This is a genomic window from Nocardia sp. CNS-044, from assembly GCF_059570515.1.
In genome coordinates this window covers 777686-803984 of sequence record NZ_JCANSX010000007.1, presented here as the reverse complement: position 1 = coordinate 803984, position 26299 = coordinate 777686, and the positions used below count along the sequence as shown (strand labels likewise).

Annotated in this window: 12 protein-coding genes and 1 pseudogene; 6 read left to right on the top strand and 7 right to left on the bottom strand. The window is 69.0% G+C overall.

Going from position 1 to position 26299, the window contains the following annotated elements; all coding sequences use genetic code 11:
* The first annotated feature begins 323 nt into the window (after nt 1-323).
* Nucleotides 324-16667 carry an amino acid adenylation domain-containing protein gene (locus tag T333_RS18385; RefSeq protein WP_496425219.1) on the top strand — a complete coding sequence of 5448 codons (16344 nt, stop codon included), beginning with the start codon at nt 324-326 and terminating at the stop codon, nt 16665-16667.
* Between the two features lie 51 nt (nt 16668-16718).
* Here T333_RS18385 and T333_RS18380 read toward each other — a convergent pair whose 3' ends face one another.
* Nucleotides 16719-16967: a hypothetical protein gene (locus tag T333_RS18380; RefSeq protein ID WP_355000985.1), complete on the bottom strand. Its 249-nt coding sequence runs from the start codon at nt 16965-16967 to the stop codon at nt 16719-16721.
* A 104-nt stretch (nt 16968-17071) separates the two neighbouring features.
* Nucleotides 17072-18109 carry an amidohydrolase family protein gene (locus tag T333_RS18375; protein ID WP_496425218.1) on the bottom strand — a complete coding sequence of 346 codons (1038 nt, stop codon included), beginning with the start codon at nt 18107-18109 and terminating at the stop codon, nt 17072-17074.
* A 236-nt stretch (nt 18110-18345) separates the two neighbouring features.
* On the opposite strand from T333_RS18375, the gene T333_RS18370 reads away from it, so the two are divergent.
* Nucleotides 18346-19170 carry a class II glutamine amidotransferase gene (locus T333_RS18370; protein WP_496425217.1) on the top strand — a complete coding sequence of 275 codons (825 nt, stop codon included), beginning with the start codon at nt 18346-18348 and terminating at the stop codon, nt 19168-19170.
* A gap of 29 nt (nt 19171-19199) precedes the next feature.
* Here T333_RS18370 and T333_RS18365 read toward each other — a convergent pair whose 3' ends face one another.
* Nucleotides 19200-19562 (bottom strand): ArsR/SmtB family transcription factor, encoded by a 363-nt coding sequence (locus tag T333_RS18365; RefSeq protein WP_355000979.1) that lies wholly within the window; start codon nt 19560-19562, stop codon nt 19200-19202.
* Nucleotides 19563-19682: 120 nt separating this feature from the next.
* On the opposite strand from T333_RS18365, the pseudogene T333_RS18360 reads away from it, so the two are divergent.
* From T333_RS18360 to T333_RS18345, 4 genes and pseudogenes are all read left to right on the top strand, one after another.
* A pseudogene (locus T333_RS18360) lies at nt 19683-20330 on the top strand (energy-coupling factor ABC transporter permease); the annotation flags it as partial.
* A gap of 45 nt (nt 20331-20375) precedes the next feature.
* Nucleotides 20376-20753, top strand: coding sequence for a PDGLE domain-containing protein (locus tag T333_RS18355; RefSeq protein WP_355001163.1), 378 nt, complete (start codon nt 20376-20378; stop codon nt 20751-20753).
* A gap of 1 nt (nt 20754) precedes the next feature.
* Nucleotides 20755-21510, top strand: a complete 756-nt coding sequence (gene cbiQ, locus T333_RS18350) for a cobalt ECF transporter T component CbiQ (protein WP_496425216.1) — start codon at nt 20755-20757, stop codon at nt 21508-21510.
* Nucleotides 21507-22226, top strand: a complete 720-nt coding sequence (locus T333_RS18345) for an energy-coupling factor ABC transporter ATP-binding protein (RefSeq protein WP_496425215.1) — start codon at nt 21507-21509, stop codon at nt 22224-22226. The genes cbiQ and T333_RS18345 overlap by 4 nt, the downstream gene beginning before the upstream one ends.
* A gap of 96 nt (nt 22227-22322) precedes the next feature.
* Here the strand turns inward: T333_RS18345 and T333_RS18340 are convergent, their stop codons facing one another.
* The 4 genes from T333_RS18340 to T333_RS18325 all read right to left on the bottom strand — a co-directional run bounded on the left by T333_RS18340 (nt 22323) and on the right by T333_RS18325 (nt 26196).
* Nucleotides 22323-22931: a DJ-1/PfpI family protein gene (locus tag T333_RS18340; protein ID WP_357252323.1), complete on the bottom strand. Its 609-nt coding sequence runs from the start codon at nt 22929-22931 to the stop codon at nt 22323-22325.
* An 8-nt stretch (nt 22932-22939) separates the two neighbouring features.
* Nucleotides 22940-23992 carry a nuclear transport factor 2 family protein gene (locus T333_RS18335; RefSeq protein WP_355000975.1) on the bottom strand — a complete coding sequence of 351 codons (1053 nt, stop codon included), beginning with the start codon at nt 23990-23992 and terminating at the stop codon, nt 22940-22942.
* Nucleotides 23993-24106: 114 nt separating this feature from the next.
* The gene (locus T333_RS18330; protein WP_496425214.1) at nt 24107-25093 is read right to left on the bottom strand and encodes a GlxA family transcriptional regulator; all 987 of its coding nucleotides are present in this window, start codon (nt 25091-25093) and stop codon (nt 24107-24109) included.
* Between the two features lie 101 nt (nt 25094-25194).
* Nucleotides 25195-26196, bottom strand: a complete 1002-nt coding sequence (locus tag T333_RS18325; protein ID WP_496425213.1) for an NADP-dependent oxidoreductase — start codon at nt 26194-26196, stop codon at nt 25195-25197.
* Between the last annotated feature and the right edge of the window lie 103 nt (nt 26197-26299).

The window sequence follows — 26299 nt, the reverse complement described above, 5'->3', positions numbered from 1 at the left end:
AACGAGCCCGGCTGTCATCGCGTCGCGGCGCGATGAGGTACGGGCAGGTCTCTCGGCGAAGAGCTGCCTACCGCCGGGTGTCTGGGTCACGTGCTGCTGTGGCTAAGATCTGGCAATCGCCCGGGCAGGCCCCTGCCTGGGCGAATGTGGCTGACATCTCATCACGCCGCGACCTGTGGTCTGATAGGGGCCGAAGTTGCCCCTGTGAATCGATTCCTTCTCGCTTTGTTAGACACTGTCCCGCTCCCAGGCGGGTCGTCCGACCGGGTTCGTGGGTCTCGACGAAACCTGCGGGCTGGACGCGAGAGGGATGTAGTACTCGGATGGATGGAGTTCGTCGTGCTGTTCGGGGTCGAATTCGTCGCAGGTCGAGTAACCCGCTTTTCGTCCAGCTGCTGACCGCCGCGGTCGAGTCCGCGGCCGACTCGATCGCCATCAGCTATGACCCGACCGGCGAGCCCGGCGATCGGCGCGAACTCACCTACACCGAACTGGACGAATCCTCCTCGCGCCTGGCGCGCGAACTGATCGAGCGCGGCGTCGGCCCCGGCGACGTCGTCGCCATCGGCTTCACCCGGTCGATCGAGTCCGTGCTGGCCGTCTGGTCCATCGCCAAGACCGGCGCGGCCTATGTGCCGGTCGATCCGACACTGCCCGCGGACCGCATCGCCTACCTCGTCGCGGACTCCGGAGCGGTGCTCGGCCTCACCGCCTCGACGCACCGCCAGCGCCTCGGTGACGGCATCGAATGGCTCGTGCTCGACGATCCCGCGCATCGGGAGCGGATCGCGGCCCGGCCCGCGCACCCGATCTCGTACGTCGACCGGGTCCGCGCGCTGACCGAACAGCATCCCGCCTACGTCATCTACACCTCCGGCTCGACCGGTCGGCCGAAGGGCGTCGCCGTGACCCACGCGGGTCTGGCGAGCTTGGTCACCGCCGTCCGGGAGCGCTACGGGGTGGACGGCGGCGCCCGGGTGCTGCACGTGTGTTCCCCGAACTTCGACGTCTCGGTGCTCGAGCTGCTGCTCGCCTTCGGGTCAGGCGCGACGCTGGTGGTGTCGCCGTCGACGGTGTTCGGCGGTCCGGAGCTGGCCGACCTGCTGCGCCGCGAGCGCGTCACGCACCTGCTGATCACACCGGCCGCACTGGAGTCGGTGGATCCGGCCGGGCTGGTCGACCTGCGGGTCGTCGTCGTCGCGGGTGACGCGTTCGGTCCCGCGTTGGTCGCGCGGTGGGCGGACGCGGGACGGTCCTTCTACAACGGCTACGGCCCCACCGAGGCCACCATTCTCGCGACCGGCAGCGCCGCGCTGGCGCAGGGAGAGCCGATCACCATCGGCGCCGCGCTGCCCGGTATCGGCGCGGTCGTGCTGGACGCGCGGCTGCGTCCGGTGCCCGCCGAAGTGGCCGGCGAGCTCTACCTGTCCGGTCCCGCGCTGGCGCAGGGCTACCTCGGGCGGCCCGCGCTCACGGCGGAACGGTTCGTGGCCAATCCCTTTGGCGCCACGCCGGGTTCGCGGATGTATCGCACCGGCGACCTGGTGCGCCGCACCGCCGACGGCGACATCGAGTACTTGGGCCGCACCGATTTCCAGGTGAAGATCCGCGGTTTCCGTATCGAACTCGGCGAGATCGACGCCGCGCTCACCGCGCACCCCGATATCGAGTACGCCGCGACGCTCGGCAAGGTCGCACCCTCCGGTGCGACCGTCCTGGTCTCCTATGTCCTTCCGCGCGAGGGTGTTTCGCTCGACTTCGGCAAGCTGTCCCGCTTCGCGGGAACCTCGCTGCCCGGCCACATGGTGCCGTCCGCGTTCGTCGCGCTCGACGCGATTCCGTTGACCGCCAACGGAAAACTCGACCGGCAGGCATTGCCCGAGCCAGTGTTCGAGGCGGCCGTCTCGCGAGCGCCCGAGGGGCCGGTGGAATCCCGGATCGCCGAGTTGTTCGCGCAGGTGCTCGGCGTGCGGCGGGTCGGCGCGGAAGATTCGTTCTTCGCCGCGGGCGGGGACAGCATCCTGTCGATCCAGCTGGTTTCTCGGGCCAGGGCGGCGGGAATCTCGTTCACGCCCCAGGACGTGTTCGAGCACCGCACCGTCGCGGGTTTGGCGCGGGTCGCGGTGCTCGGCGGGGAATCCGCGCCCGTGCTCACGGAGCTACCGGGCGGCGGCGTCGGTGAGATGCCGCTGACGCCGGTGCTCGCCGCCTACCTGTCCGGCGGCAAGCCGTTCGGCCGATTCACCCAGCACATGGTGCTCGAACTGCCCGAACACATCGATCGGGCGGCCCTGGTGGCCACGCTCGCCGCGGTGCTGGATCACCACGACATGCTGCGCGCCCGAATCCGATCCGTCGAAGGGCAGTGGCGACTGCACGCCCTGCCGTCCGGCTCGCTGGATGTGGACGCACTGCTGACCCGCGTCGACGTCGCCGCGAACCTGGACATCGACGCACTGCGTGAAACGGCCAGCGCCGCAATGGATTCGGCGGTCGACACGCTGGACCCCACGGCGGGACGGATGATCGCCTTCGCCTGGCTGACCCGCCCGGACGGCAGGGACGCACTGATCGTCGCCGCACATCACTACGTCATCGATGGTGTGTCCTGGCGAATCCTGGTTCCGGATTTGGTGACCGCCTGGGCGCAGCACGCCGCGGGGCAGCGGATCGCCCTGCCGGGTGTCGGCACCTCGTTCCGGCGGTGGGCACACGGTCTGGTCGAGGCCGCCGGGGGACGCACCGGCGAATTACCTTACTGGCGGCGAACTCTCGCCATCGCCGATCCGCCGTTGGGCGCGCGAGCGCTCGACCCGGCCGTCGACACGGCCGACACGGTGCGGCGCTTCACCGTCGCGGCGCCCGCCGAGGTCACCCATGCGGTGTTGACCGAGCTGCCGAAGTTGTACCGGGCCGGAGCCAACGACGGACTGCTCGCGGCGTTGGCGCTGGCGACTCGCGCCTGGCGGGCGAACCGGGGTGTCGATGCCGCGGCGACCAGGGTGCGGCTCGAGGGACACGGCCGCGAGGAAAGCACCGTCGACGGTGCCGATCTGACCCGTACCGTCGGATGGTTCACCACCATGTATCCGGTGGCGCTCGATCTGTCCGGCGTCGACGCCGAGGCGGCTTGGCGCGGTGGCGACGCGACCGCGGCGTTGCTCAAGGCGGTGAAGGAGCAACTGCTCGCCGTGCCGGACAAGGGCATCGGCTTCGGCATGCTCCGGTACCTGAACCCGGACACCGCTGGGGAACTCGGCGGTGCGCTCGGCCAGATCGGCTTCAACTACCTCGGCCGGATCTCCGCGGGCGATCTGCCGGAGGGGCTGACCGACCGGAGCTGGCTGCCGACCGCCGACTGGGGCGACCCCGACGCCACGCACGATCCGGACATGCCCGCGGCCGCCGTGGTGGACATCAACGCGCTCGTCACCGACACCGACTCCGGCGCGCAGCTGTCCGCGTCCTTCGCGTACGCGTCCGAGATCCTCGACGAGGCCGCCGTCCGGGAGCTGGCCGAATACTGGGTCGCCGCGCTCAGCGTGCTCGCCCGGCACGTGCATGACCCGTCCGCGGGCGGGCTGACACCGGCGGACGTCCCGCTGGTGCGGGTCACCCAAACGGAGCTCGACACCTGGCGGCGGGAGCGGCCGGGTCTGGTCGACGTGCTGCCGCTCTCGCCCCTGCAACTCGGATTGCTCTTCCTGACTCAGCTTTCGCCCGGCGCGGACCCCTACCTGTTGCAACTGGCGGTGGAGCTGTCCGGCGACATCGACCTCGATCGGCTCCGCAGGGCGGCGCAGGCGATGCTGGATCGGCACGCGATCCTGCGCTCGGCGTTCGGCTCCTCGGCCGAGGGCGCACCGGTTCAGTTCGTGAGCGAGGGACTCGACGTGCCGTGGCAGGTCGTCGACACACCCGACGCCGACGTGGCGACGCTGTTCGCGGCCGAACAGCGCCTCGGATTCGACCCGGCGACGCCGCCGCTGCTGCGATTCACGGTGTACCGCACCGATTCCGGGCGCACGCACCTGGTGCTCACCGCGCACCACATCCTGCTGGACGGCTGGTCGATGCCGTTGCTGATGAAGGATCTGCTGATCTTCTACGCGACAGACGGTGATTCGACGCCGCTGCCGCGCATTCGGCCGTACCGCGACTATCTCGCCTGGCTGGCGCGCTACGACCGGGACGCCACGCTGGGCACGTGGCACGACGCGCTGGCCGGTACGACACCGACCATGCTCGCCGCGTCCCTCGCGCCGCCGGTGCACCCCACCGACGGCTACGGTGACTGCGCCGCGGACTTGTCGCAGGACGAGACGGCCGCGCTGACGGCGTTCGCCTCGGCGGCGGAGGTCACCGTGAACACGGTGGTGCAGGCGGCGTGGGGTCTGGTGCTCGCGGCCTGCGTCGAGCGCACGGACGTGGTCTTCGGCGCGGTGGTGTCCGGCCGTCCGCCGCAGCTCGACGGCGTCGACGAGATGGTGGGTCTTTTCGCGAACACCATTCCGGTTCGGGTGCGGTTCGACTCCGACATCTCGGTGTGGCAGCTGCTGAAACAGGTTCAGTCCGAACAGGCTTCGCTGCTCGAAGGACACCACGTCGGACTCGCCGATATTCAGCGCGCCGCCGGAGCGGGGGAGTTGTTCGACTCGATCCTGGCGTACGAGTCGTATCCCGTCGACGCCGACGGCTTGCGTGAGGCGTACGGGACGATCGACGGGCTGGAAATCGTCGACCTGCAAGGGGTCAACTTCACCCACTACCCGGTGGCGATCCAGGTCGAACTGGGCGCCGAGCTGCGGCTCCAGGTGCAGCATCGCAACGACGCCGTCACTCCCGCCACCGCGCGGGCGCTCGCCGACCGGTTGCGTTCGCTGCTCGGCGAATTCGTCGCGGCGCCCGAGCGCACGCTGGCGGAGACGATGGAGTCGCTGGACGAGCGCGACGATCTGATCGCGCAGACGCGGTACTGGCGCAGCGCGCTCGCCGGGCTGCCGGAGGAACTGAACCTCCCCACGGATCGGCCGCGGCTCGCGGCGCCGACGGCCGCGGACGGCCGGGTCGACTTCGAGATCGATGCCGAGCTGCACGACCGGCTGCGACACGTCGCGCGTGCGGCGGACACGACGGTGTTCACCGTCGTGCACGCGGCTTTCGCGGTATTGCTGGCCCGACTATCGGGCACCGACGACATCCCGATCGGTACACCCGGCGTCGACGGATCGGCCAACACGCTGGTGTTGCGCACCCGAGTCCCGGGCGGCATGTCCTTCGCGGATCTACTATCGCAGACGAAAGACGTAGACCTACAGGCATTCCGACACGCGGACCTACCGTTCGACGGCCTGGTGGCATTGCTGAACCCGGATCGGTCGGCTGCGCGTCATCCGCTGGTTCAAACGATGTTCTCGGCGGTCGACCGTCCACTCGAGTCCGAAAACAACACGGCAAGACCGCATCTCGAATCGACTGTCGACGCATCGGCAGCGAAACCCGATCTGTCCCTGCATATCAGCGAACGCGCCGCGGGCATCGCCGCGAACTTCACCTTCTCCAGCGCACTCTTCGACGCCCACACCATCAGCGTCTTCGCCGAGCGCTTCCTCCGGCTACTGACGGCCGCGACGCTCCGAACAGAGACTTCGGTCGGTGACCTCCCGCTGCTCGACGCCGACGAACACGCGCTGCTGACCCGCGTCGCCGCCGACGACGCCATCGCCACCGCCCTGCTGCCCGACCTGCTGACCCGCGGCGTCGACCTGGGCCGCGACCGCGTCGCGGTGCGCTACCGTGGCCGGTCCATCGGCTACGGCGAATACGACGAGCGCACATCGCGTTTGGCGCGCGCGCTGATCCGGCGCGGCGTCGGCCCGGAGCGTCTCGTCGCCGTCGCTCTCCCGCGCTCGGCCGACATGGTGCTCGCGGCCCTCGCGATCGCCAAGGCGGGCGGCGCGCACGTGCCGATCGATCCCGGCTATCCCGTGGAGCGGGTGCGGCACATGGTGTCCGACTCGGGCGCGATGCTCGGCATCACCGTCGCGGAATACGCCGATCGGCTCCCCGGCGGCGTGGACTGGCTGGTACTCGACGATCCTGCGACCGAAGAGCTCTGCCGCGCGCAGTCGGCGGACCGGGTGACCGACGCGGATCGACTTGCGCCACTGCGTATGCGGCATCCCGCGTATGTCATCTACACGTCGGGTTCGACGGGCGTGCCGAAGGGCGTCACCGTGACCCACGGCGGCCTCGAGGCCCTGCGCGACGAGTCCGTTCGCCGCTACGGGCTGGAGCCACACCACCGATTCCTGCACCTCTGCTCGCCGTGCTTCGACCCCTCGGTGCTCGAGTGGCTGTGCACGTTCTCCGTCGGCGCGACGCTGGTCATCGTGCCGCAGACCGTGGTCGGCGGCTCGGAGCTCCGCGATCTGCTGCACACCGAGGCGGTCACGCACGCGATCTTCACCCCGGCGGTCCTCGGCACCGTCGATCCGGAGGGGTTGGACGCGCTGGAGCTGTTGTGCGTCGGCGGCGACATCACGACCACGGAACTGGTGGCGAAGTGGCAGCCCGGTCGCCGCTACCTCAACGCCTACGGTCCGACCGAGGCGACCATCGCCGCGTCGTACGCGGAACTCACCGCAGGACAGCGCGTGACGATCGGTTCGCCGTTGCACGGCATGTCCGCGCTGGTGTTGGACGCGCGGCTGAACCCGGTGCCGCCGGGTGTCGCGGGGGAGCTGTATCTGGCGGGCGGCGGCATGGCCCGCGGCTATCGGAACCGCGCGGGGTTGACCGCCGAGCGTTTCGTCGCCAACCCGTGGGGCGCTCCCGGCGCGCGGATGTACCGCACCGGTGACGTCGTGCGCTGGCACGCCGCATCGCCCTCGGCGCACTGGGAGCTCGAGTACGTGGGGCGCGTCGACACCCAGGTCAAGGTGCGCGGTCTGCGGATCGAACTCGGCGAGGTCGACGCGGTCCTCGGCGGACACGACGACGTCGAGTTCGCGGTCACCGTCGGACGGAAGATGGCGTCGGGATCGACGGCGCTCGTGTCGTATGTGCTCGCGGGGCCGGGCCGCACGGTGGACACGGCGCGGCTCACCGAGCACGCGGAAACGATTCTCCCTGCGCACATGGTGCCGTCCGCGATCGTCGTCCTGGACGAAGTGCCGTTGACCACCAACGGCAAGCTGGATCGAAAGGCGCTGCCGGAACCCATTTTCGAGACGACGCCCACCCGCGCGCCGTCGAGCCCTGTCGAAGCGCGGCTGGCCGAACTGTTCGCCCAGGTGCTCGGTGTCGCGACGGTCGGGGTGAACGATTCCTTCTTCGCGATCGGCGGCGACAGCATCATGTCGATCCAGTTGGTGTCGCGGGCCAAGGCGGCCGGGATCGTCTTCACCGCGCGCGACGTCTTCGAACACCGGACCGTCGCGGGGCTGGCGCGCGTCGCGACCGTCGGCGGCGATGCTTCGCCACTGGTGTTGGCGGAGTTGCCCGGCGGCGGTGTCGGTGAGATTCCGCTGACGCCGGTGCTCGCGGAATTCCTCGCCAACGGCTCCTGCGACCGGTTCGCCCAGACCGCGGTGCTGGCGCTGCCCGAGGGCATCGATCGCGCCGGAATCGTCGCGACCATCGCGGCGGTGCTGGACCGGCACGATGTGCTGCGTTCCCGCGTGTGGCAGGACGGTGGCCGGTGGCGGTTCGAGGCGCTGCCGAGTGATGCGGTCGATGCCGACGCATTGGTGACCGAGGTCGACGTACCCGTCGTCGACGATGCCGAGTTGACCCGAATCGGCAGCGCGGCAATGGCTTCGGCGATGGCCGCGCTGGATCCGGCGGCCGCGAGAATGATCGCCTTCACCTGGTTGCGCAGGTCCGGCGCGCGCGACGTGCTCGCGGTCGCGGCGCACCACTACGTCATCGACGGGGTGTCGTGGCGCATCTTGATTCCCGATCTGGTGCTGGCCTGGGCGCAGCGCGCGGCGGGGCAGGAGATCGCACTGCCCGCGGTCGGCACCTCGTTCCGGCGCTGGGCGCACGGACTTTCCGACGCCGCCACCCGCCCGGAGCGGGCCGCCGAGGTAGGCCACTGGCAACGGGTACTGGCCACGCCGGATCCGTTGCTCGGCGCGCGCGCCGTCGATTGCGCGCTCGACACCGAGCCGACGATGCGGTCGATCACGGTGCAGGTCCCCGTCGAGGTCACCGAGGCGCTGCTGACGACGCTGCCCGCGCTGTATCGCGGCGGCGTCAACGACGGCCTGCTCGCCGCGCTGGCGCTGGCTGTGCGCGCGTGGCGTGCGCGGCGCGGTGTCGACTCCCCGACGACCCGCATTCGCCTCGAGGGCCACGGCCGTGCGGAAACCGTCGTTCCTGGAGCGGATCTCACGCGCACCCTCGGCTGGTTCACCAGCGTTCACCCGGTCGCGATCGACCTGTCGGACATCGACACCGCGCACGCGCTCACCGACGGCGCGGTACTGGCCGATGTCCTGAAATCGGTCAAGGAGCAACTGCTCGCGGTGCCGGACAAGGGCATCGGCTTCGGTATGCTGCGCCATCTGAACCCGGACACCGCCGAGCTGCTCGCCGGTGCGATGGGCCAGATCGGCTTCAACTACCTCGGCCGCGCTTCGGCGGGCGGCCAGGTCGACCAGACCGACGGAAGCTGGTTGCCGACAGCCGATCTCGGCGAGATCGACGTCGAACACGATCCGGCCCTGCCGGTCAGCGTGGTGATCGACATCAACGCGATCGTGGCCGACACCGCGACCGGCCCGCGCATGCAGGCGAGCTTCCGCTACGCGAGCGGCATCCTCGACGAGGCGGCGGTGCGGGAGCTGGCCGACGACTGGACGGCCGCGCTGACCGCCGTCGCCGACCACGTGAAGCACCCGGCCGCAGGCGGATTGACGCCCTCGGATGTGCCGCTGGTGCGCGTCTCGCAGATCGATCTCGACCGCTGGCGCCGGGACTACCCCGGCCTGTCGGACGTGTTGCCGCTCTCGCCGCTACAGTCCTCGCTCCTGGTGCTCATCGAACTGCTGGCCGGGTCGGTCGACGCCTACATCATCCAGTTGGCTGCCGAGCTGACGGGGGAACTGGACACGAACCGCTTGCGCAGGGCCGCCCAGACCATTCTGGACCGGCACGCGAACCTGCGCTCCGCCTTCGTCACCGCGGCCGACGGGACGCCGGTGCAGCTGGTGGTGGACGACCTCGACATGCCTTGGCGCATCATCGACGGCGTCGCCGACGCCGATCTGCCCGGCCTGCTGGCCGCCGAGCAGCGCACCGAATTCGATCCGGCCGTGGCTCCGCTGCTGCGATTCACGCTGTACAGCACCGATTCCGGCCGCAACCACCTCGTGCTGACCGGCCACCACATCCTGCTCGACGGCTGGTCGATGCCGCTGCTGATGAAGGAACTGCTCGTCCTGTACGCGACCGGTGGCGACGCGTCGCCGCTGCCGCCGGTCCGGCCCTATCGCGACTACCTGCGGTGGCTTTCGCAGCAGGACCGCTGCGTCGCGGAGCGGGCCTGGTCGGAGGTGCTGGCGGGCGTCGCCCCGACCATGCTCGCGCCCGAGCTCACCTGGCCCGCGCCGACGGGTGGCGGGTTCGGCCTGCGCGAATTCGAGCTGTCGACCGAGGAGACCGCCGCGCTGACCGCGTTCGCGTCGGCGGCCGAGGTCACCGCCAACACGGTGCTCCAGGCCGCGTGGGGTCTGGTGATCGCGGCGGGCACCGGACGCGACGACGTCGTCTTCGGCGCCACCATCTCCGGGCGACCGCCGCAACTCGACGGCATCGGCGAGATGATCGGCCTGTTCGTCGACGCGATCCCGGTGCGCATCCGGTTCGATCACGGCACGACGGTCCGGGCACTGGTCGAAGGCGTACAGGCCGAGCAGGTCTCGCTGTTGGACCACCACCACTTCGGGCTCGGCGCCATTCAGCGCGTCGCGGGTCAGGGCGAGCTGTTCGACACGATGCTGGTCTTCGAGTCGTACCCGGTCGATGTCGAGGGCCTGCGGCAGGCGAGCGGCGCGCTCGACGGATTGCGGGTCGAAGGCTTGGGCGGCGGCGATTACACGCACTATCCGATCACCGTTCTGGTCTTCCTCGGCAGCCGAACGCTGGTGCAGGTGAAGTACCGGCGCGACTTGGTCGCCGACGAGACGGCGGGAGCCGTCGCCGATCGGCTTCAGCGCGCGCTCGGCGAGCTTGTCGCGACGCCGGACCGGACCGCCGCCGAGACCGTGCTGCTGCTCGACGTCGAATCGGACGACTCGATCACCCGATCCCGCTACTGGCGGACGGCTTTGGCGGGCCTGCCCGAGCTGGAGCTGCCGGGCGAGCGGCCCGCTGTGCCGTCGAACGACCGTGGGCTGGTGCAGTTCTCGGTTCCGGAGCAGGTGCGGCATGGGCTGCGCGAGCTCGCGGGCACGGCCGGGGTGACCTGGTCGTCCGTGGTGCGCACGGCTTTGGCTGTTGTGCTCGCGCGTCTTTCCGGCGTCGACGACATCGCGATCGGGTCACCCGTGCCCGGTGGTCGTCGCGCCGAGGTGGTGTTGCGTACCCGAGTCGACCGGTGCGCGCGGTTCGCCGACCTCCTGCCGGACGCGCACCGTGTCGAGCTGGAAGGATTCGCGCACGCCGGTATTCCGCTCGACGAGCTGGTCGATCTGCTGGGGCGGTCGGCTAGGCATCCGCTGTTCCAGGTCGCGTTGTCCTTCGAAGGACAGCCGGAAGCGGTGGGAGACCTCGCCATCTCGTTCACCGAGGATGGATACGGCGAGATGTCCTTCGCCCGTGCGCGTTTCGGTGACGCGGGCCTGATCGCCGAGAGGTTCGTCCTGGCCATGACGGCCATCGCGGACCGGCCCGACACGGTCGTCGGCGACCTGCCGCTACTCGTCGCGGACGAGTACGAGCGGCTGACCCGAATGGGCTGCGGCGACCCTGTCGACGTCGCCACGCTGCCCGAGCTACTGGTTCGCGGCGTGCGTTTCGGCAGGGACCGGATCGCCGTGCGCGACGCGGGGCGCAGCTACACCTACGGTGAACTCGACGACCAGTCCTCGCGGCTGGCACGCGTCCTCATCCAGCGCGGTGTCGCACCCGAAACGGTGGTGGCACTGGCGATGCGGCGCTCCTACGAGCTGGTGGTCGCGGTGTGGGCGGTCGCCAAGGCCGGTGGCGCTTACCTGCCGGTCGACCCGACCTATCCGGTGGACCGGGTTCGGTACATGATCGCCGATTCCGGTGCGGCGCTGGGCATCACCGTCGCGGACCAGGCGACAGGACTGTCCGATGCGGTCGATTGGCTCGTCCTCGACGATCCCGCCGTGCAGGCCGGATGCGCGGCTCAGGCAGCGACGCCCCTGTCCGATGCAGATCGGCTTGCGCCCCTGCGTCTTTCGCATCCCGCGTACGTGATCTACACGTCCGGATCGACGGGTCTGCCCAAGGGTGTCGCGGTGACCCACGCCGGTCTCGGCGGACTGGTCGGCCACACGGTCGACATGCTGCGGCTCGCGCCGGAACACCGGATGCTGCACGTGTGTTCGCCCAGCTTCGACCAGTCGGTGGAGGAGTTGTCCAGCGCTTTCTACAGCGGGGCGACGCTGGTGATCGCGCCGCCGGACACCGTGGGTGGCGCGGAATTGCACGAACTGCTGCGCGCGGAGCGGGTGACGCACACGATCATCACGCCCGCGCTGCTCGGCACGATCGATCCGTCCGGCCTGGACGACCTGGCGGTGGTGTCCGCCGGTGGCGAGGCCACCACGCCCGATTTGCTGGCCAAGTGGCAGCCGGGACGTCGATTCATCAACGGCTACGGTCCGACCGAGGCAACGATCGGCGCCACCTATACGACTCTGCTTGCGGGACAGCGGGTGACGATCGGCCGTCCGGTGCCCGGAGTGTGGGCGGCGGTGCTCGACGAGCGGCTGCGTCCGGTGCCCGTGGGCGTCACCGGTGAGCTGTACCTGGCGGGCCCGGCGCTCGCACGCGGCTATCACGGCCGCGCCGGTGTCACGGCGGAACGTTTCGTCGCGAACCCCTGGATGCCCGGCGAGCGGATGTATCGGACCGGCGATCTCGTCCGGTGGGTGCCGGAGACCGAATCGAACGGCCGGGAACTGGAGTGCCTTGGTCGCACGGACTTCCAGGTGAAGATCCGCGGCTTCCGTATCGAACTGGGGGAGATCGACGCGGTGCTCTCCGGGCACCCCGAGGTCGACTACGCGGTGACCCTCGGACGCGAGAACCCCAACGGCGCAGTCGCTTTGGTGTCGTACGTGACCGGTCGCGTCGATCCCGACCGACTGACGTCGTGGGCAGCGCGGGCACTGCCGTCGCACATGGTGCCAGCGGCGATCGTCGTGCTCGACGAGATCCCGCTGACCGCGGGCGGCAAGCTCGACCGAAACGCCCTTCCGGAACCGGAGTTCGCGGCGCGCACCTACCGGGAGCCGTCCACGGTGTCGGAGCGGATCGTCGCCGAGGTCTTCGCCGAGGTGCTCGGCATCGAGCGGATCGGCGCCGACGACCACTTCTTCGAGCTCGGCGGCAACTCGCTGCTGGCCACCCGGGTGACCGCGCGCCTCGGCGCGGCGGTGAACGCCAGGGTCCCGGTGCGTCTGCTGTTCGCCGCGCCCACCGTCGCGGGTTGCGCGCGCGAGCTCGCGAAGCTCACCGGGGGCGGTCGTCCCGCCTTGGTGGCGGGGCCACGGCCGGAACGCATTCCGCTCTCGCCCGCGCAGCAGCGCATGTGGTTCCTCAACCGGTTCGACACCGGATCGGCCGCCTACAACATCCCGGTCGCGATCCGGCTGACCGGTGAGCTCGACGTCGACGCGATGCGGCGGGCGTTCACCGATCTCGTCGCGCGGCACGAGATTCTGCGCACGGTGTACCCGCAGTTCGAGGACGGTCCGGTGCAGGTCGTCCTGCCTCCCGAACATCCCGATGTGCCGGAGCTGCGCGTAAGCGACGTGGACGACGTCGAATCCGTTGTGGTGGAACTTCTTTCGACCGGGTTCGACGTCACCGCCGAGGTGCCGGTCCGCGCCGCCCTGTTCCGGGCTGATCGCGAATTCGTTCTCGCCATGGTCGTGCACCACATCGCGGGCGACGGCTTCTCGGGCGGGCCGCTGACCCGTGACCTGGCGGCGGCGTACGCGGCCCGCTCGGTGGGGCAGGCTCCGGCGTGGACACCGCTGCCCGTGCAGTACGCGGATTACGCGCTGTGGCAGCGCGCGCTGCTCGGTAGCGAGGATCAGCCGGGATCGATGGCGAACGAGCAGATCGCCTACTGGCGACAGGCGCTCGCCGATCTTCCGGATCAGCTGGAGCTGCCGAGGGACCGGCCGCGGCCCGCGGTGCAGTCGTTCGTGGGTGGGCGGGTACCGCTGCGCATCGAGGCCCCCACCCACGCGGCGCTGGCGGAGCTGGCCCGTGCGAACGGCGCGACCCTGTTCATGGTCGTGCACACCGCGCTCGCGGTGCTGCTCGCCCGGCTGTCGGGCACCGACGACATCGCGCTCGGCACCCCCGTGGCGGGTCGCGGCGAGGAGGTGCTGGACGATCTGATCGGCATGTTCGTCAACACCCTGGTGTTCCGCACGAGGGTGGATCCGGACGCGACCTTCACGGAATTGCTCGCGCGGCAGCGCGACACCGACCTCCAGGCCTTCGCCCACGCCGACATCCCGTTCGAGCGCCTGGTCGAGGTGCTGAATCCGGCGCGGTCGACGGCACGGCATCCGCTGTTCCAGGTGGGTCTGTCGTTCCAGAACCTGGCCAAGGCCAGCATGGAACTGCCGGGCTTGACGATCGCCGCGTGGGAAACGGATCGGCAGCTGGCGCAGTTCGATCTGCATGTCATCGTCGCCGACAGCTACGACGCGGCGGGCGCGCCCGCCGGTATCGGCGGCGTCTTCACCTACGCCGCCGACCTGTTCGACGAGTCGACGGTGCGCGGTTTCGCGGACCGGTTCGTCCGGGTGCTGGACGCGGTGGCCGCCGAAGCGACGGTGCCGGTGGGTGCGATCGATCTGCTCGCGCCCGACGAGAGCACTCGAATTCTCGCGACCTGGAACGACACCGCGCACCGGGTGGATACGAGCGCCACGCTGGTGTCCCTGCTGGACGCGGCCGTCGCCGCCGCGCCGGAGTCGGTAGCGCTGATCGCCGCGGACGGCGCTCCCACGAGCTACGCGGAGTTGGATGCGCGCGTGAACCGCCTTGCGCGCTATCTGATTTCGCTGGGTGTCGCGCCGGAGTCGCGGGTGGCGCTGGCCCTTCGGCGGTCGGTGGATCTGGTTGTCGCGATGTACGCGGTGAGCAAGGCAGGCGGTGCGTACGTGCCGGTGGATCCGGATCAGCCCGCGCAGCGGACCGAGTACATCCTCGAGACGGCGGCGCCGGTCTGCGTGCTGACCGACGCCGACGCTGATTTCACCACGTCCGCCGCGCCGGTGGTGCGCCTGGATCGGCTGGACCTCTCGGCGGTGGACTCGTCGGTGCTCACCGACCTGGATCGCCTCGCGCCGTTGCGCGCCGAGCACACCGCGTACGTGATCTTCACGTCGGGTTCGACCGGTCGCCCGAAGGGCGTCGCGGTGTCGCACGGCGCGATCGTGAATCAGTTGCTCTGGAAGACAGCGGAATTCGAGCTGTGCGCCGACGACGTCGTGCTGTTGAACACGGCGTCGACGTTCGACGTGTCGGTGTGGGAGTTCTGGTCGCCCGCGGCGGGCGGCGGCCGGTTGGTGATCGCCGCACCGGACGGCCATCGGGACCCGGCGTATATGAACGACCTCATGGCGCGCGAGGGTGTGACGACGCTGCACACCGTGCCGTCCAAACTGGAGGCCTTGCTGACGGGTCGCCTGCCGGATTCCCTGCGCCGGGTGTTCGCCATCGGTGAGGCGCTGCCCGCCGCGCTGGCGCGCCGGTTCGCGCTGGCCGCGCCGGGTACAGCGCTGTTCAATGTGTACGGCCCGACCGAGGCTGCCGTGTCGATCACCAGTCACCCGGTGCGATCGGCCGACGAGGTGGCGGTGCCGATCGGCGTCCCGGTCTGGAACAGTCAGGTGTACGTCCTGGATTCGCGGCTGCGGCCGGTGCCGGTCGGTGTCCCCGGTGAGCTGTATTTGGCGGGTGTGCAGTTGGCCCGCGGCTACTTCGGCAGGCTGGACCTGACCGCGGAGCGATTCGTGGCGAACCCCTTCGACGCGGGCACACGGATGTACCGCACGGGCGACCTCGTGGCGTGGAACGCGGCGGGGGAGTTGGAGTGCCTGGGCCGCACCGACTTCCAGGTGAAGATTCGCGGGTTCCGCATCGAGCTCGGCGAGATCGACGCCGTACTCGTCGAGCACCCGGAGGTGGACTTCGCCGTCACGATCGGCAGGGAGAACGCGGCCGGGGCAACCATTTTGGTGTCGTATGTGATGGGTGTACTCGGTCTGGACTCCGGTCTTTTGATCGAGTGGGCGGCGCGGACGCTGCCGTCGCACATGGTGCCCGCGGCGATCGTGGTCCTCGACGAGATCCCGCTCACCTCGTCCGGCAAACTCGACCGCGCGGCGCTGCCCGAACCGGAATTCGCTGTCGGCGCTTACCGCGCTCCGTCGACGGCGCTGGAGGCCGCCGTTTGCGAGGTGTTCGCGGAAGTCCTGTGCCTCGATCGAATCGGCCTGGACGACAACTTCTTCGAGCTCGGCGGCAACTCGCTGATCGCGACCAAGTTGTCGGCGCGGTTGAGCGAGGCGGTGGCCGAGACGATTCCGGTGGCGTGGGTGTTCACCACGCCGACACCGGCGGGCATCGTCGCCCAGCTCCGCGCGGAGGGCGCCGGAAGCGCGGCAGCGGCATTCGACGTGCTGCTCCCGCTGCGCACCTCCGGGTCCGCCGAGCCGCTGTTCTGCGTCCACCCGATCGGTGGCATCTCCTGGTCCTTCGCCGGGCTCGCCGCGCACCTCGACACGGACCGGCCCCTCTACGGCCTTCAGTCGCCCGCCCTGAGTTCGGCTGAACCGCTTCCGGATTCGATCGAGGACTGGGCGCGGCTCTACGTCGAGCACGTGCGCTCCGTGCAACCGGAGGGGCCGTACCACCTGCTCGGCTGGTCGCTCGGCGGTGTGCTCGCGCACGCCATGGCCGTTCAGCTCCAAGACGAGGGCGACAAGGTGGCGCTGCTGGGCATGATGGACAGCCATCTGCGTTCCACCGCTGATTCCGACGCCGCCGTCTCGGTGCCGGAAGTGCTCGGTGGACTGCTCGGCGATCGAGTCGCGGAATTCGGCTTGGACGGGACGGTGGAGTTGTCGGAACTGGCCCAGAGATTGAGCGCGCTGCCGGAGCCGTTCGCATCCTTCGGAGCCGAGCGGATCCAACGAGTCGTGGACTCCGCGGTTGCTTCGATCGACCTCGACGCGGCCTATCACCCACGCGCTTTCGATGGACCGTTGGTGTATTTCACTGCCGCTGAGGGTGATCCGACGGGCTCCGCCGGTGCGTCGACCTGGACGGCCGCGGTCACCGGCCCCGTGCGGAACCACCCGGTGGACACCACGCACTGGCGAATGACCACCGACTCGGCTCTCCGGCGAATCGCGGAGGTCCTGCGTACCTGGTTGTGAGGCCTGTTCGGCGGGATCGGCATAGTGTGCACCCGATCCCGCCGTCCCCGGCTATCGCCCGGCCTTCAGCGCGGCTCCGCGCGCCTTCAGCTCGTCGGCCATCTGCTTGCCCAGCGCCCGCGCCTCCGCCCGCACCTGCTGGAGCTCCTCCTTGCTCGGCCGAACGAACCCGTTCGCCTCCTCGATCCGCACGCCAGCCCGCACCTGCGCCGCCTCGGCCGCCTCCATCCGCCGATCCGCCTTCGCCCGAGCGGTCTCCATGTGAGCGGCGACCAGATCCGAGATGTTGTTCTGCGACATTGCCTTCTCCTTGTTTCGGTGCCGGAGCCTTGTTCCGGCTGACAAGAAGAACAATGACCCCCACCGCTGACAGCCCACCGACAACCGGCTGACAGCGTCTCGGCTCAGTGATTGCTCGCGGCGCGGGCTATGGTGCGGAACGCGCGTTGTCGCAGGCCTCGCCGTGCGCGGGCGAGGAATGGGGGTTGCGGGAGCGGGGTGGTGCGTCCGAAGCGGGGGAAGAGTGCGGTCGCGTTCGTGCGTTCGATACCGCGGCGGGTGGACGCGTCGAGGTTCGGGTATTCGTCGAGTCCGGCGTTGAAGTAGTGCACCGCGGGTTCCGGGGCGAACGGCCAGTCGCTGCCGTAGAGCACATGTCCGGGTTCGGCGAAGGCGAGGAGGCTCGGGAGTGCGGACGCGCTGGCGGAGAGCGCGGTGTCGAAGTAGAAGCCCGCGAAGTCGTCGAGGACGTCGACGGGACTGGCGCCGGTCTGGTTGAAAATGCTCAGGGACATGCGGTGCGCGGCGTAGGGCACGAAGCCACCCCCGTGGCTGAGGATGAAGCGGATGTTGGGGTAACGGCGACGGATTCCGTTGCGTACCAAGAGATATGCAGCGCGCGTCGTGTCGAGCAGGAAGTCCGTGGCGAACGGCGGGACGCCGGGTACCGGGGCGGCGGGCAGCTCCGCGGGGTGCACGAGAACGACCGCCGAGCGCTCGTCGAGGACGCGGAACAGGTCGTTCTGGCCTTCCTCGCCGAGGTAGCTGCCGCGGGAGTTGCCGAGGAGAACGCAACCGTCGGCTCGGAGGTCGTCCAGGGCTCGCTCCGCTTCGGCGGCGGCCGCCGCCACATCGGGCAATGGCACCGTGGCGAAGAAGCCGAAGCGATCGGGGTGATCGGCGCTGAGCTTCGCGGCGTAGTCGTTGACCGCGCCGGCGAGTTCCGCGGCTTCGGCGGGATCCGTGAGGAACGCGGTGCCGGGCGTCGAAACCGACAGGATCGCGGACGCGATGCCCGCGGCCGACATCGACCGCAACGCCGCCTCCGGCGTCCATTCGGGCAGCTCACGGCCCCCCGCAGCGTCGATTCCGTGCGTCCGCAGCGCCTCGCGATAGACGGGCGGAATCAGGTGCTGATGCACGTCGATGCGGTCGCTCGCCACGGCAATTCCTTCCTAGGACCTCACGGTAGGCCGCGTTTGCGCAGGTCGCGCGCCTACAATTTTGAGAATATCATCAATATGTGTGGAAACTCTAGGATAATGACGAAAGTGTCAGGATGTGTGGGAAAACGCGTGACGGTCCCGACGTCGAGGAGACCCCCAGCGCAGGAGGGCAAATTTCCGAAACCCGCCACAAGCGCGTGGTACGGGACTTCAATGAAGAGGTGTGCAGGTGGATGGCATACTCCGGCGATCCGATCCTCATCGAGGACCTGCTGTTCCGACCTGTCCACTCCCTGATCGACCAGAGCCTGCACTCGCGCATGGGCGCGACCACCACGAACGGTGACGGCTTCGGCATCGGATGGTACGGCGAGGGCCCGACGCCCGCGGTGTTCAAATGCATCGAGCCAGCGTGGAACGAGCGAAATCTCCAGGAGATCTCCCGGCAGATCCGGACGCCGCTGCTGTTCGCGCACGTGCGCGCGTCGACGGGCACCCCGGTGCAGCGCAGCAACTGCCATCCGTTCCGGTACGGCGACTGGCTGTGGATGCACAACGGCGCACTGCGGGGATTCTCCGAGGTCAAGCGCGACCTCTTGATGGCCGTCGACCCGGGCCTCTACCCCGACATCGAAGGTTCGACGGACTCCGAGACCCTCTTCTTCCTAGCGCTGACCTTCGGCCTCACCGAGGATCCGTTCGCCGCCGTCGCGCGGGCGGTCGGACTCGTCGAGGACGTCGGCGCCCGCCACGGCGTCGAGAACCCGGTGCAGATGACGGTCGCGACGACGGACGGCACCTCCCTGTGGATCTTTCGCTACTCGACCGAGGGCCGGACGCGGTCGCTGTTCTTCTCGACCGCCGTGGAGAAGGTCCGCGCTCTCCACCCGGAGGTGGAAGTGCTGCACCGGTTGAGCGACGAGACCCGGTTCGTGGTCTCCGAACCGCTCCGCGACGTCGAAGGCGCATGGAACGAGGTCCCCGAGTCGCACGCCGGTGTCATCCGGCCCGGCGAGGACGAGATCCGGCCGTTTCAGCCCGTGGCGCCGGTGCGCTGATCTCGCTGTCGAACCGGCGCCACGTTCGCTCACGGCCTCTCGGCCCGGACGGTCTCCGCGGCATGGGTCGCTCCGATCCAGTGCAGCAACTCGTGGATCGTGTCATCGGCGAGGCGGTATCGGACGATGCGACCGTCCTTGGTGCTGGTCACCCATCCCTGCTGGCGAAGCAGCCGAAGCGCTTGGGAGACAGCGGTTCCGGACTTGCCCACCGCGGCGGCGAGATCGCTGACGCTGATGTCGGGTGCGTGGTGCAGGCATACCAGAAGCCGGAGCCGGTGGGCGTCGGAGAGCATGTCGAAACGATCGGCCCACTGGTCGATGCCGACGATATCCAGTCCCGACGCGGCGCGGCTCGCGTGATCGGGGTCCAGCGGAAGACTGACTGCCACGTCTCCACTCTGCCGCTCGCGAGCGCGTAGGGCCAGTTCCCGCGCCCATACCTCCATATGTGTTCACATGCGCAGGTATCGAGCGTATCGTCTTGGGGGGTGAGCGATTACACAGTTGCCATGCATATGAGCGACGGCATCGTCGACGCTCCGACTTCGTTGGTCTTCGCCCTGATCGCGATTGCCGGAACAGGTTTCGCCGCCTGGCGGGCACGTGCCGAACTCGATGAACGTGCCGCTCCCATGGCGGGTTTGGTGGCCGCGTTCATCTTCGCGGTGCAGATGGTGAACTTTCCGATCCTGCCCGGCGTGAGCGGACATCTGCTCGGCGGGGCGCTCGCCGCGATCCTGGTCGGACCCTACGTCGGGGCGCTGTGCGTGGCGATCGTGCTCGTCGTCCAGGCGCTTCTCTTCGCCGACGGCGGCCTGTCCGCGTTGGGCACCAACATCACCAACATGGCGCTGATCGGCGTAGCGGTGGGCTACACGGTCGCACGCCTGATCCTGCCGATGCTGGCCAAGCGGGTCGACGCAGGGATCGCTGTCACCGCCTTCGTCTCGGCGCTTGCCGGAACGCTGGCCGCCGCAATGGGTTTCGTCGTCGAGTACGCGATCGGCGGTGCGGCGGGATCGACCGTCGGGGCCGTCGCGGGATACATGGCGATCACCCACGCGCTGATCGGGGTCGGAGAGGGAATCATCACCGCGATCACCGTTGTCGCAGTGGCTAAGGCGCGACCCGATCTGGTCTACCTGTTGCGGGTCACCGAACGACACCGAACCGCCGCGGCCCCGCTTCGCGCTCGACTCTCGATGACCGGGTTCCTGTGGGCGTTCGCGGGGGTCGCGGTGATCATCGCGGGCACGTTGTCCTACGTGGCCAGTTCGCAACCGGACGGACTCGACGCCACGACCCAACGCGGATGCACGGTGCTCGAGGTCGACGGCGCCGAAGAACTGCACGGCGAATGCATCGCCCAGAGCGCCGAAGAACATCGGCTCGCGAACTCTCCGCTGGCCGACTACGCGATCGACGGCAACGACGAATTGATCGGCATCGCGGGCATTCTCGGTGTCGCCGCCGCATTCGCCGTGCTGTTCGCTCTGCTTCGCACGATCCGCGCGGGACGGAAGAACAGGAGCCCTTCGGCGGAAGGCGAAACTGCGGTCGCCGGGTCGGAGTCGGCTTGAGGTGAGCGGTCACTGGCTGTATCTGCCGGGGAACTCGCCCGCTCATCGGGCGCCTGTCGAAGTGAAGATCGTCTGTGCGGTGTTCGCGATCTTCGCTGTCGTCGCGACTCCGCGAGAATTGTTCTGGCCGTTCGGTTGCTACGCGCTGGGGTTGGTCGCGTTGTGGTCGTGGATCGGTATCTCGCTCCGGTGGATCGCGCCGCGCCTGCTGATCGAAGCGCCTTTCGTCGTGTTGGCGATACTGTTGCCGTTCGCCGCGGGCGAACCGAGGACAGTGTTCGCTGGGCTATCGCTGTCGACGACCGGTCTGTATGCCGCGTGGGGGATCATCGCCAAAGGCACTATCGGCGTGGGCATTTCGCTGACCTTGGCCGCGACGACGAGCATCGGCCAGTTGCCCGCAGGGCTGGCCAGGCTGCGTGTCCCGGGCGTGATCGTCATGATCGTAGTGCTCATGCTTCGGTATGTGGAGGTGCTCGTGGACGAGGCGGCGCGAATGCGGATGGCCCGGATCTCGCGCGGCGACGACCCGCGCACACTGCGTCAAGCCGGTGCGACCGCCCGCGGCGCGGGCCACTTGTTCCTGCGGTCCTACGAACGGGGCGAACGCGTACATCTGGCGATGTTGTCGCGTGGATTCGACGGAACAACCACTGATTTCGGATTCAAGCCGTCGACCCGAACACAGTGGATGTTCGGCTTGCTGCCTGCGGCCGGTGCGATCTGCGTCTGCCTGAGCGCGTGGGCGGTCCGGTGACCGAGCCGACGACACTCGCGGTGCGCCTGGTCGACCTGACTTTCGCCTATCCCGACGGAACCGGCGCCCTGCGCGGCGTGAATCTCGACATCGCGACCGGGGAGCGGGTCGCTGTCCTCGGCCCCAATGGCGCCGGAAAATCCACGCTGATGCTGCATCTGAACGGTGTACTCACTGCCGCATCGGGGGAGGTGCATATCGGCGGAACTCGCTTGAACCGCAGCACTGTTCGCGCTATCCGCCAACGCGTCGGCGTAGTCTTCCAGGACCCCAACGACCAGCTTTTCATGCCGACCGTCGAACAGGACGTCGCCTTCGGTCCGGCGAATTTCGGTGTCCGGGGCGAACGTCTCGCCGCCGACGTGCGCGACGCGCTCGCGGCGGTCGGTATGACCGACCGTGCCGATCGCTCCCCGACGCACCTCTCGGTCGGCGAACGCCGCCGCGCCGCATTGGCCACAGTCCTCGCGTGCCGACCCGAGGTGCTCGTGCTGGACGAGCCCGCCGCGAACCTCGACCCGGTCGCCCGCCGCGAACTCGCCGACATCCTCCTGACCTTGCCGACCACCATCCTGATGGTGACCCACGACCTGCCCTACGCCCAACGCGTCTGCGACCGCGCCGTGATCCTCGACGCGGGCCGGATCGTCGCGAACGGACCGATCGACGAAATTCTCGAAGACACGGCCCTTCTCGCCAAGCACCGCTTGAGCTGAAGCCCGTTCCTGTCAGCCGTTTCGCAACCCCGAATGCCGCGAGAAGGTGCGCACCGCCGCCTCGGTCCCGAGCCTCGCCGTGCGGTGCGGTCGCGGTCAACTCACCTCGGGTTCGTCGGCGAGGTAGGGCGGGGCCGGGTCGTAGTGGATCTCCCGACGCACGGCCCGCGCGTGCGCCCGGCCGTGCAGTCGGCCGACGAGCCAGAGCGCACTATCGATGCCAGCCGAAACGCCCTGGCTGGTAAGGAGGTTGCCGTCCACGACGTACCGTGCGTCCCGGATGACGGTGACGTCGCCGCGCGCTTCGAGCGCGTCCTCGTATTTCCAGTGCGTGGCGACGCGGCGGCCGCGCGCCGGGCCCGCGGCATGCAGGAGAAACGCTCCGGTGCAGACGCTCACCACCCAGGAGGCTTCGGCCGCCGTCCTGGCGATCCACTCGGTGACCACCGCGTTGTGCGGCTGCGTCGTCCGTGCCCCGCGTCCGCCCGGGATCAGCAGTACGTCCAGCGGCGGATGGTCGTCCAGCGTATGGTCTGGCAGCACGCGAAGCCCTTTGCTGAATCGGACCGGTTCGGGCCGTTCGGCGATCAGGACGGCGCGATCGGCGTCGTTCCGCAGGATCGCCGAGGTGGTGAAAACCTCCCAGGGCCCGGCGAAGTCGAGTTCCTCGGCATCGTCGAAGACGAGAATTCCGTAGGTGCTCATCGAGCGCCTCACAGCGAGAAGTACGGGTCGTCGAGCACGTAGCGCCAGGACCCGTCACGGCCGCGCCGGGCGATCTCGGTGGAACTGGAGATCACCGGATCGCCGTCGGGTCGCACGCCCGACACGGTGGCGTCGTTCGAGATCAGCGCTAGCTCGCCCACCACGTGCACCCGGCGCGTCCGCAGCTCGATCCGGGCGCCGGAGTCGATCATGTCGCCGAGCGCGTTCCGGATCGCCGCGGTACCCGATCGCCGGTCGCCCGGGCTCGGAAAGAGCAGTGCCGAGGGCTCGTACAGCGACATCAAGCCGTCGAGGTCACCGGCGTTGAAGTAGCGCTCGAACAGCGACGCCAGTTCGGCGGGCGCCGCGGCTCCGACGCTGCCGGAATCGACCCGCACCGGCCGGTCGTTCCAGCCCGCGCCGTCCACGATGTCGAACCAGGTGATCGGTCCGTGCGTCGGGTAGTACAGCTGGCAGACCTGACCCGGGAACGTGAACGGGCTGCCCTTGGCCGGGTTGTCGCGCACCTGCCTGGCCAATATCTCGCCGAACGAGTACCCGAGGTCGTAACGCGGCCACACGGCATGCACCCGCTCGGCGAACCCTTCGGGCAGTAGTTCTCGGTCCCGGCCGACGATGTCGACTCCGGTGCCGCGCTGAACCAGGGCTTCCACCGGCCCGAAACGATGGGCGATGCCGTCGACGGTGTGCAGTGCGACAGCGTTCCACACTGTTCGGACCCGCGCGTCGTCGACGCCTTTGCTTCTGAGGAAATCCGCGGCGGCGTCGGCGCCGTCGACCTCGAAACGCTGGTCGCCGTTGGCGTGCTCGGTCGCGCCGAGATCGTGCAGAAGGCAGCCCAGGTAGAGCAGTTCGCCGTCGTAGTCCACACCTTCGCGCAACCCCTCGGCGGCCGCCACTTCCCGCGCGTACAGATAACTGCGCACACAGTGGTTGTAGACGAGCTCCGGTGAGACCTCGGCGACCAACGCGTCCGCGGCGACGGCGAGTTCCGAAGTGGGCAAGTTGAATTGAGCTTTGTCGGCTTGCTGAACGGTCATCGTGTGTTCCCTTCCGATTGTGCCCACTCAGTGTGTGCTCGGAGGTAACCGCCGCCCAGTGGCCAGATAGCCATGTATTGCTCAAATCTGGCCACGGGCTACGCGGAGTAGCGGCTACGCCGTTCGTTCGCCAAGCCGCGAGGAACGGCCGGAATGGTGAAAGCTGTTGCGGTAGGCCTGCGGAGACGTTCGCGTCAGGCGGGCGAAGTGGTAGCGCAAGGTCGTGGCGGCGCCGAAGCCCGCCTCTTCGGCGATGCGGTCGATGGACAGGTGGGTGGTCTCGAGCAACTGTTGCGCGCGGTGCACCCGGGCGCGCAGCAACCACTGGAGGGGAGTGGTCCCGATTTCGGCGCGGAACCGGCGGTTGAGGCTGCGCACGCTGATGGCTCCGTGCGCGGCGATGTCGTCGAGGGTGAGCGGGCGGTGCAGGTTGACCTGCATCCAGTCCAGGACCGGCTGCAGGGAGGAGTCGGGGCTGTCCGGGTCGGTGTGCGCGATGAATTGCGCTTGCCCACCGTCCCTTTGCGGCGGCATCACGATCTGCCTGGCGGTGTCGGCGGCCACCTTGGCGCCGAGATCCCGGCGAACCATGTGCAGGCACAGATCGAGCCCCGCCGCCGCCCCGGCCGAGGTGAGCACCGCGCCGTTGTCGATGAACAGCACCGAGGCGTCGACGTCGACGAGCGGATGGCGGCGCGCCAGCTCGGCGGCGTGTTCCCAATGGGTGGTCGCGCGCTGCCCGTCGAGCAACCCGGTCGCGGCGAGGGTGAACGCGCCGACGCAGACAGAAGCCAACCGCGCGCCCCGCGCGGCCGCGTCCAGCAGCGCGTGGCGAACGACAGCGGATGGCTCACAACGGAATTCGGCCTGGCCAGGCACGACGACGGTATCGGCATCGGCCAGACTGTCGAGATCCCAGTCCGTCACCAGCCGCACCGCACCGTGCTCGGAAGCGGCGGCGGCCGTTCCGCCGATCGTCACGATCCGGATGTCGTAGTGCTCTTCCCCGCTCACCGTGTTCGCGGCGCCGAACACCATGCCAGGAAGCATCACTTCGAAACCGAGCACGCTGTCCGGAGCCAGAACCGCCACGATCCTCATGGCCAGAATTTAATGGATGATCAAATTCGGTCTGGCTCGGATGGTCGTCACGGGTGCTGCCGTGGTCGCCGGCGGCACCTGTCGACGCGCCGTCGGCCGAATCAGACCGCGAGCACGAGCTTTCCGTTGTTCGCACCGGTGAACAGCATGTTCAGGGTGTCGCCGAAGCGCGTGACCCCACCCTCGACGACGTGCTCGTGGCTCTTCAGCTTGCCCTCGGCCAACCATTGCGCGATCTGCTGGACGGCCTCGCCGTAGCGGTCGGCATAGTCGAAGACGACGAAGCCGGTCATGGACGCGCGGAAGACCAGCAGGGACATGTAGCGCGACGGCCCGGGTGCGAGCGTCTCGTCGTTGTAGGCCGAGATCGCACCGCACAGCACCACCCGCGCGCCGCGGCGCAGGTTGGCCAGCGCGGCGTCGAGGATCTCGCCACCGACGTTGTCGAAGTAGATGTCGATGCCCTTGGGCGCCACTTCCCGCAGCCGGCTCAACACCGATTCGTCGCGATAGTCGATGGCCGCGTCGAACCCGAGCTCTTCGGTGAGCATCCGGCACTTCTCGGGTCCACCGGCGATGCCGATGACGTGCGCGCCTTTGGCTTTCGCGATCTGTCCGACGACGCTGCCGACGGCCCCGGCCGCCGCGGAAACCACCACCGTCTCCCCGGCCTGCAACTTCCCGACCTCCAACAGGCCGAAATACGCCGTCATTCCGGGCATTCCGAGTGCGCCGAGCCAGGTGGGCCCGGGTGCGACGTTCAGGTCGACGCGCTGGACACCCCGGCCGTCGCTGACCGCGTACTCGGTCACCCCGAAGATGCCGCTCACCGTGTCGCCCACCGCGAAGTCCGGGTGGGTGGATTCGACGACGGTCGCGATATCGAGCGAGCGCATGACCTCGCCGAGGCCGACGGGCGGGACATACGAGCGAACATCGTTGAGCCAGCCGCGCATGGCCGGGTCGAGGGAGATGTAGTCGACCTTCACCAGCAGCTGCCCGTCGGAGAGGGCCGGGGTTTCCTCGGTCGTCACGTTCCAGGTGTCGGCAGTGGTCAGCCCGGTCGGGCGCTGCGCGAGACGGACCTGCTGTGTCTTCGGCATGCGTGTTCTCTTTCTGTTCCGTGATGACGTCGAAACCGGAGGTTCGGCAGTCGACCGAAGTCAGAGCTCGCTCGATGGCGGCGGCTCTTCCGGAGGGTAATTG

Excerpts from the sequence above, each read along its gene's own strand:
- T333_RS18385 (WP_496425219.1), top strand. The coding sequence starts at position 324 with ATGGATGGAGTTCGTCGTGCTGTTCGGGGTCGAATTCGTCGCAGGTCG.
- T333_RS18380 (WP_355000985.1), bottom strand. The coding sequence starts at position 16,967 with ATGTCGCAGAACAACATCTCGGATCTGGTCGCCGCTCACATGGAGACC.
- T333_RS18370 (WP_496425217.1), top strand. The coding sequence starts at position 18,346 with ATGGCATACTCCGGCGATCCGATCCTCATCGAGGACCTGCTGTTCCGA.
- T333_RS18355 (WP_355001163.1), top strand. The coding sequence starts at position 20,376 with ATGACCGGGTTCCTGTGGGCGTTCGCGGGGGTCGCGGTGATCATCGCG.
- T333_RS18340 (WP_357252323.1), bottom strand. The coding sequence starts at position 22,931 with ATGAGCACCTACGGAATTCTCGTCTTCGACGATGCCGAGGAACTCGAC.
- T333_RS18335 (WP_355000975.1), bottom strand. The coding sequence starts at position 23,992 with ATGACCGTTCAGCAAGCCGACAAAGCTCAATTCAACTTGCCCACTTCG.
- T333_RS18330 (WP_496425214.1), bottom strand. The coding sequence starts at position 25,093 with ATGAGGATCGTGGCGGTTCTGGCTCCGGACAGCGTGCTCGGTTTCGAA.
- T333_RS18325 (WP_496425213.1), bottom strand. The coding sequence starts at position 26,196 with ATGCCGAAGACACAGCAGGTCCGTCTCGCGCAGCGCCCGACCGGGCTG.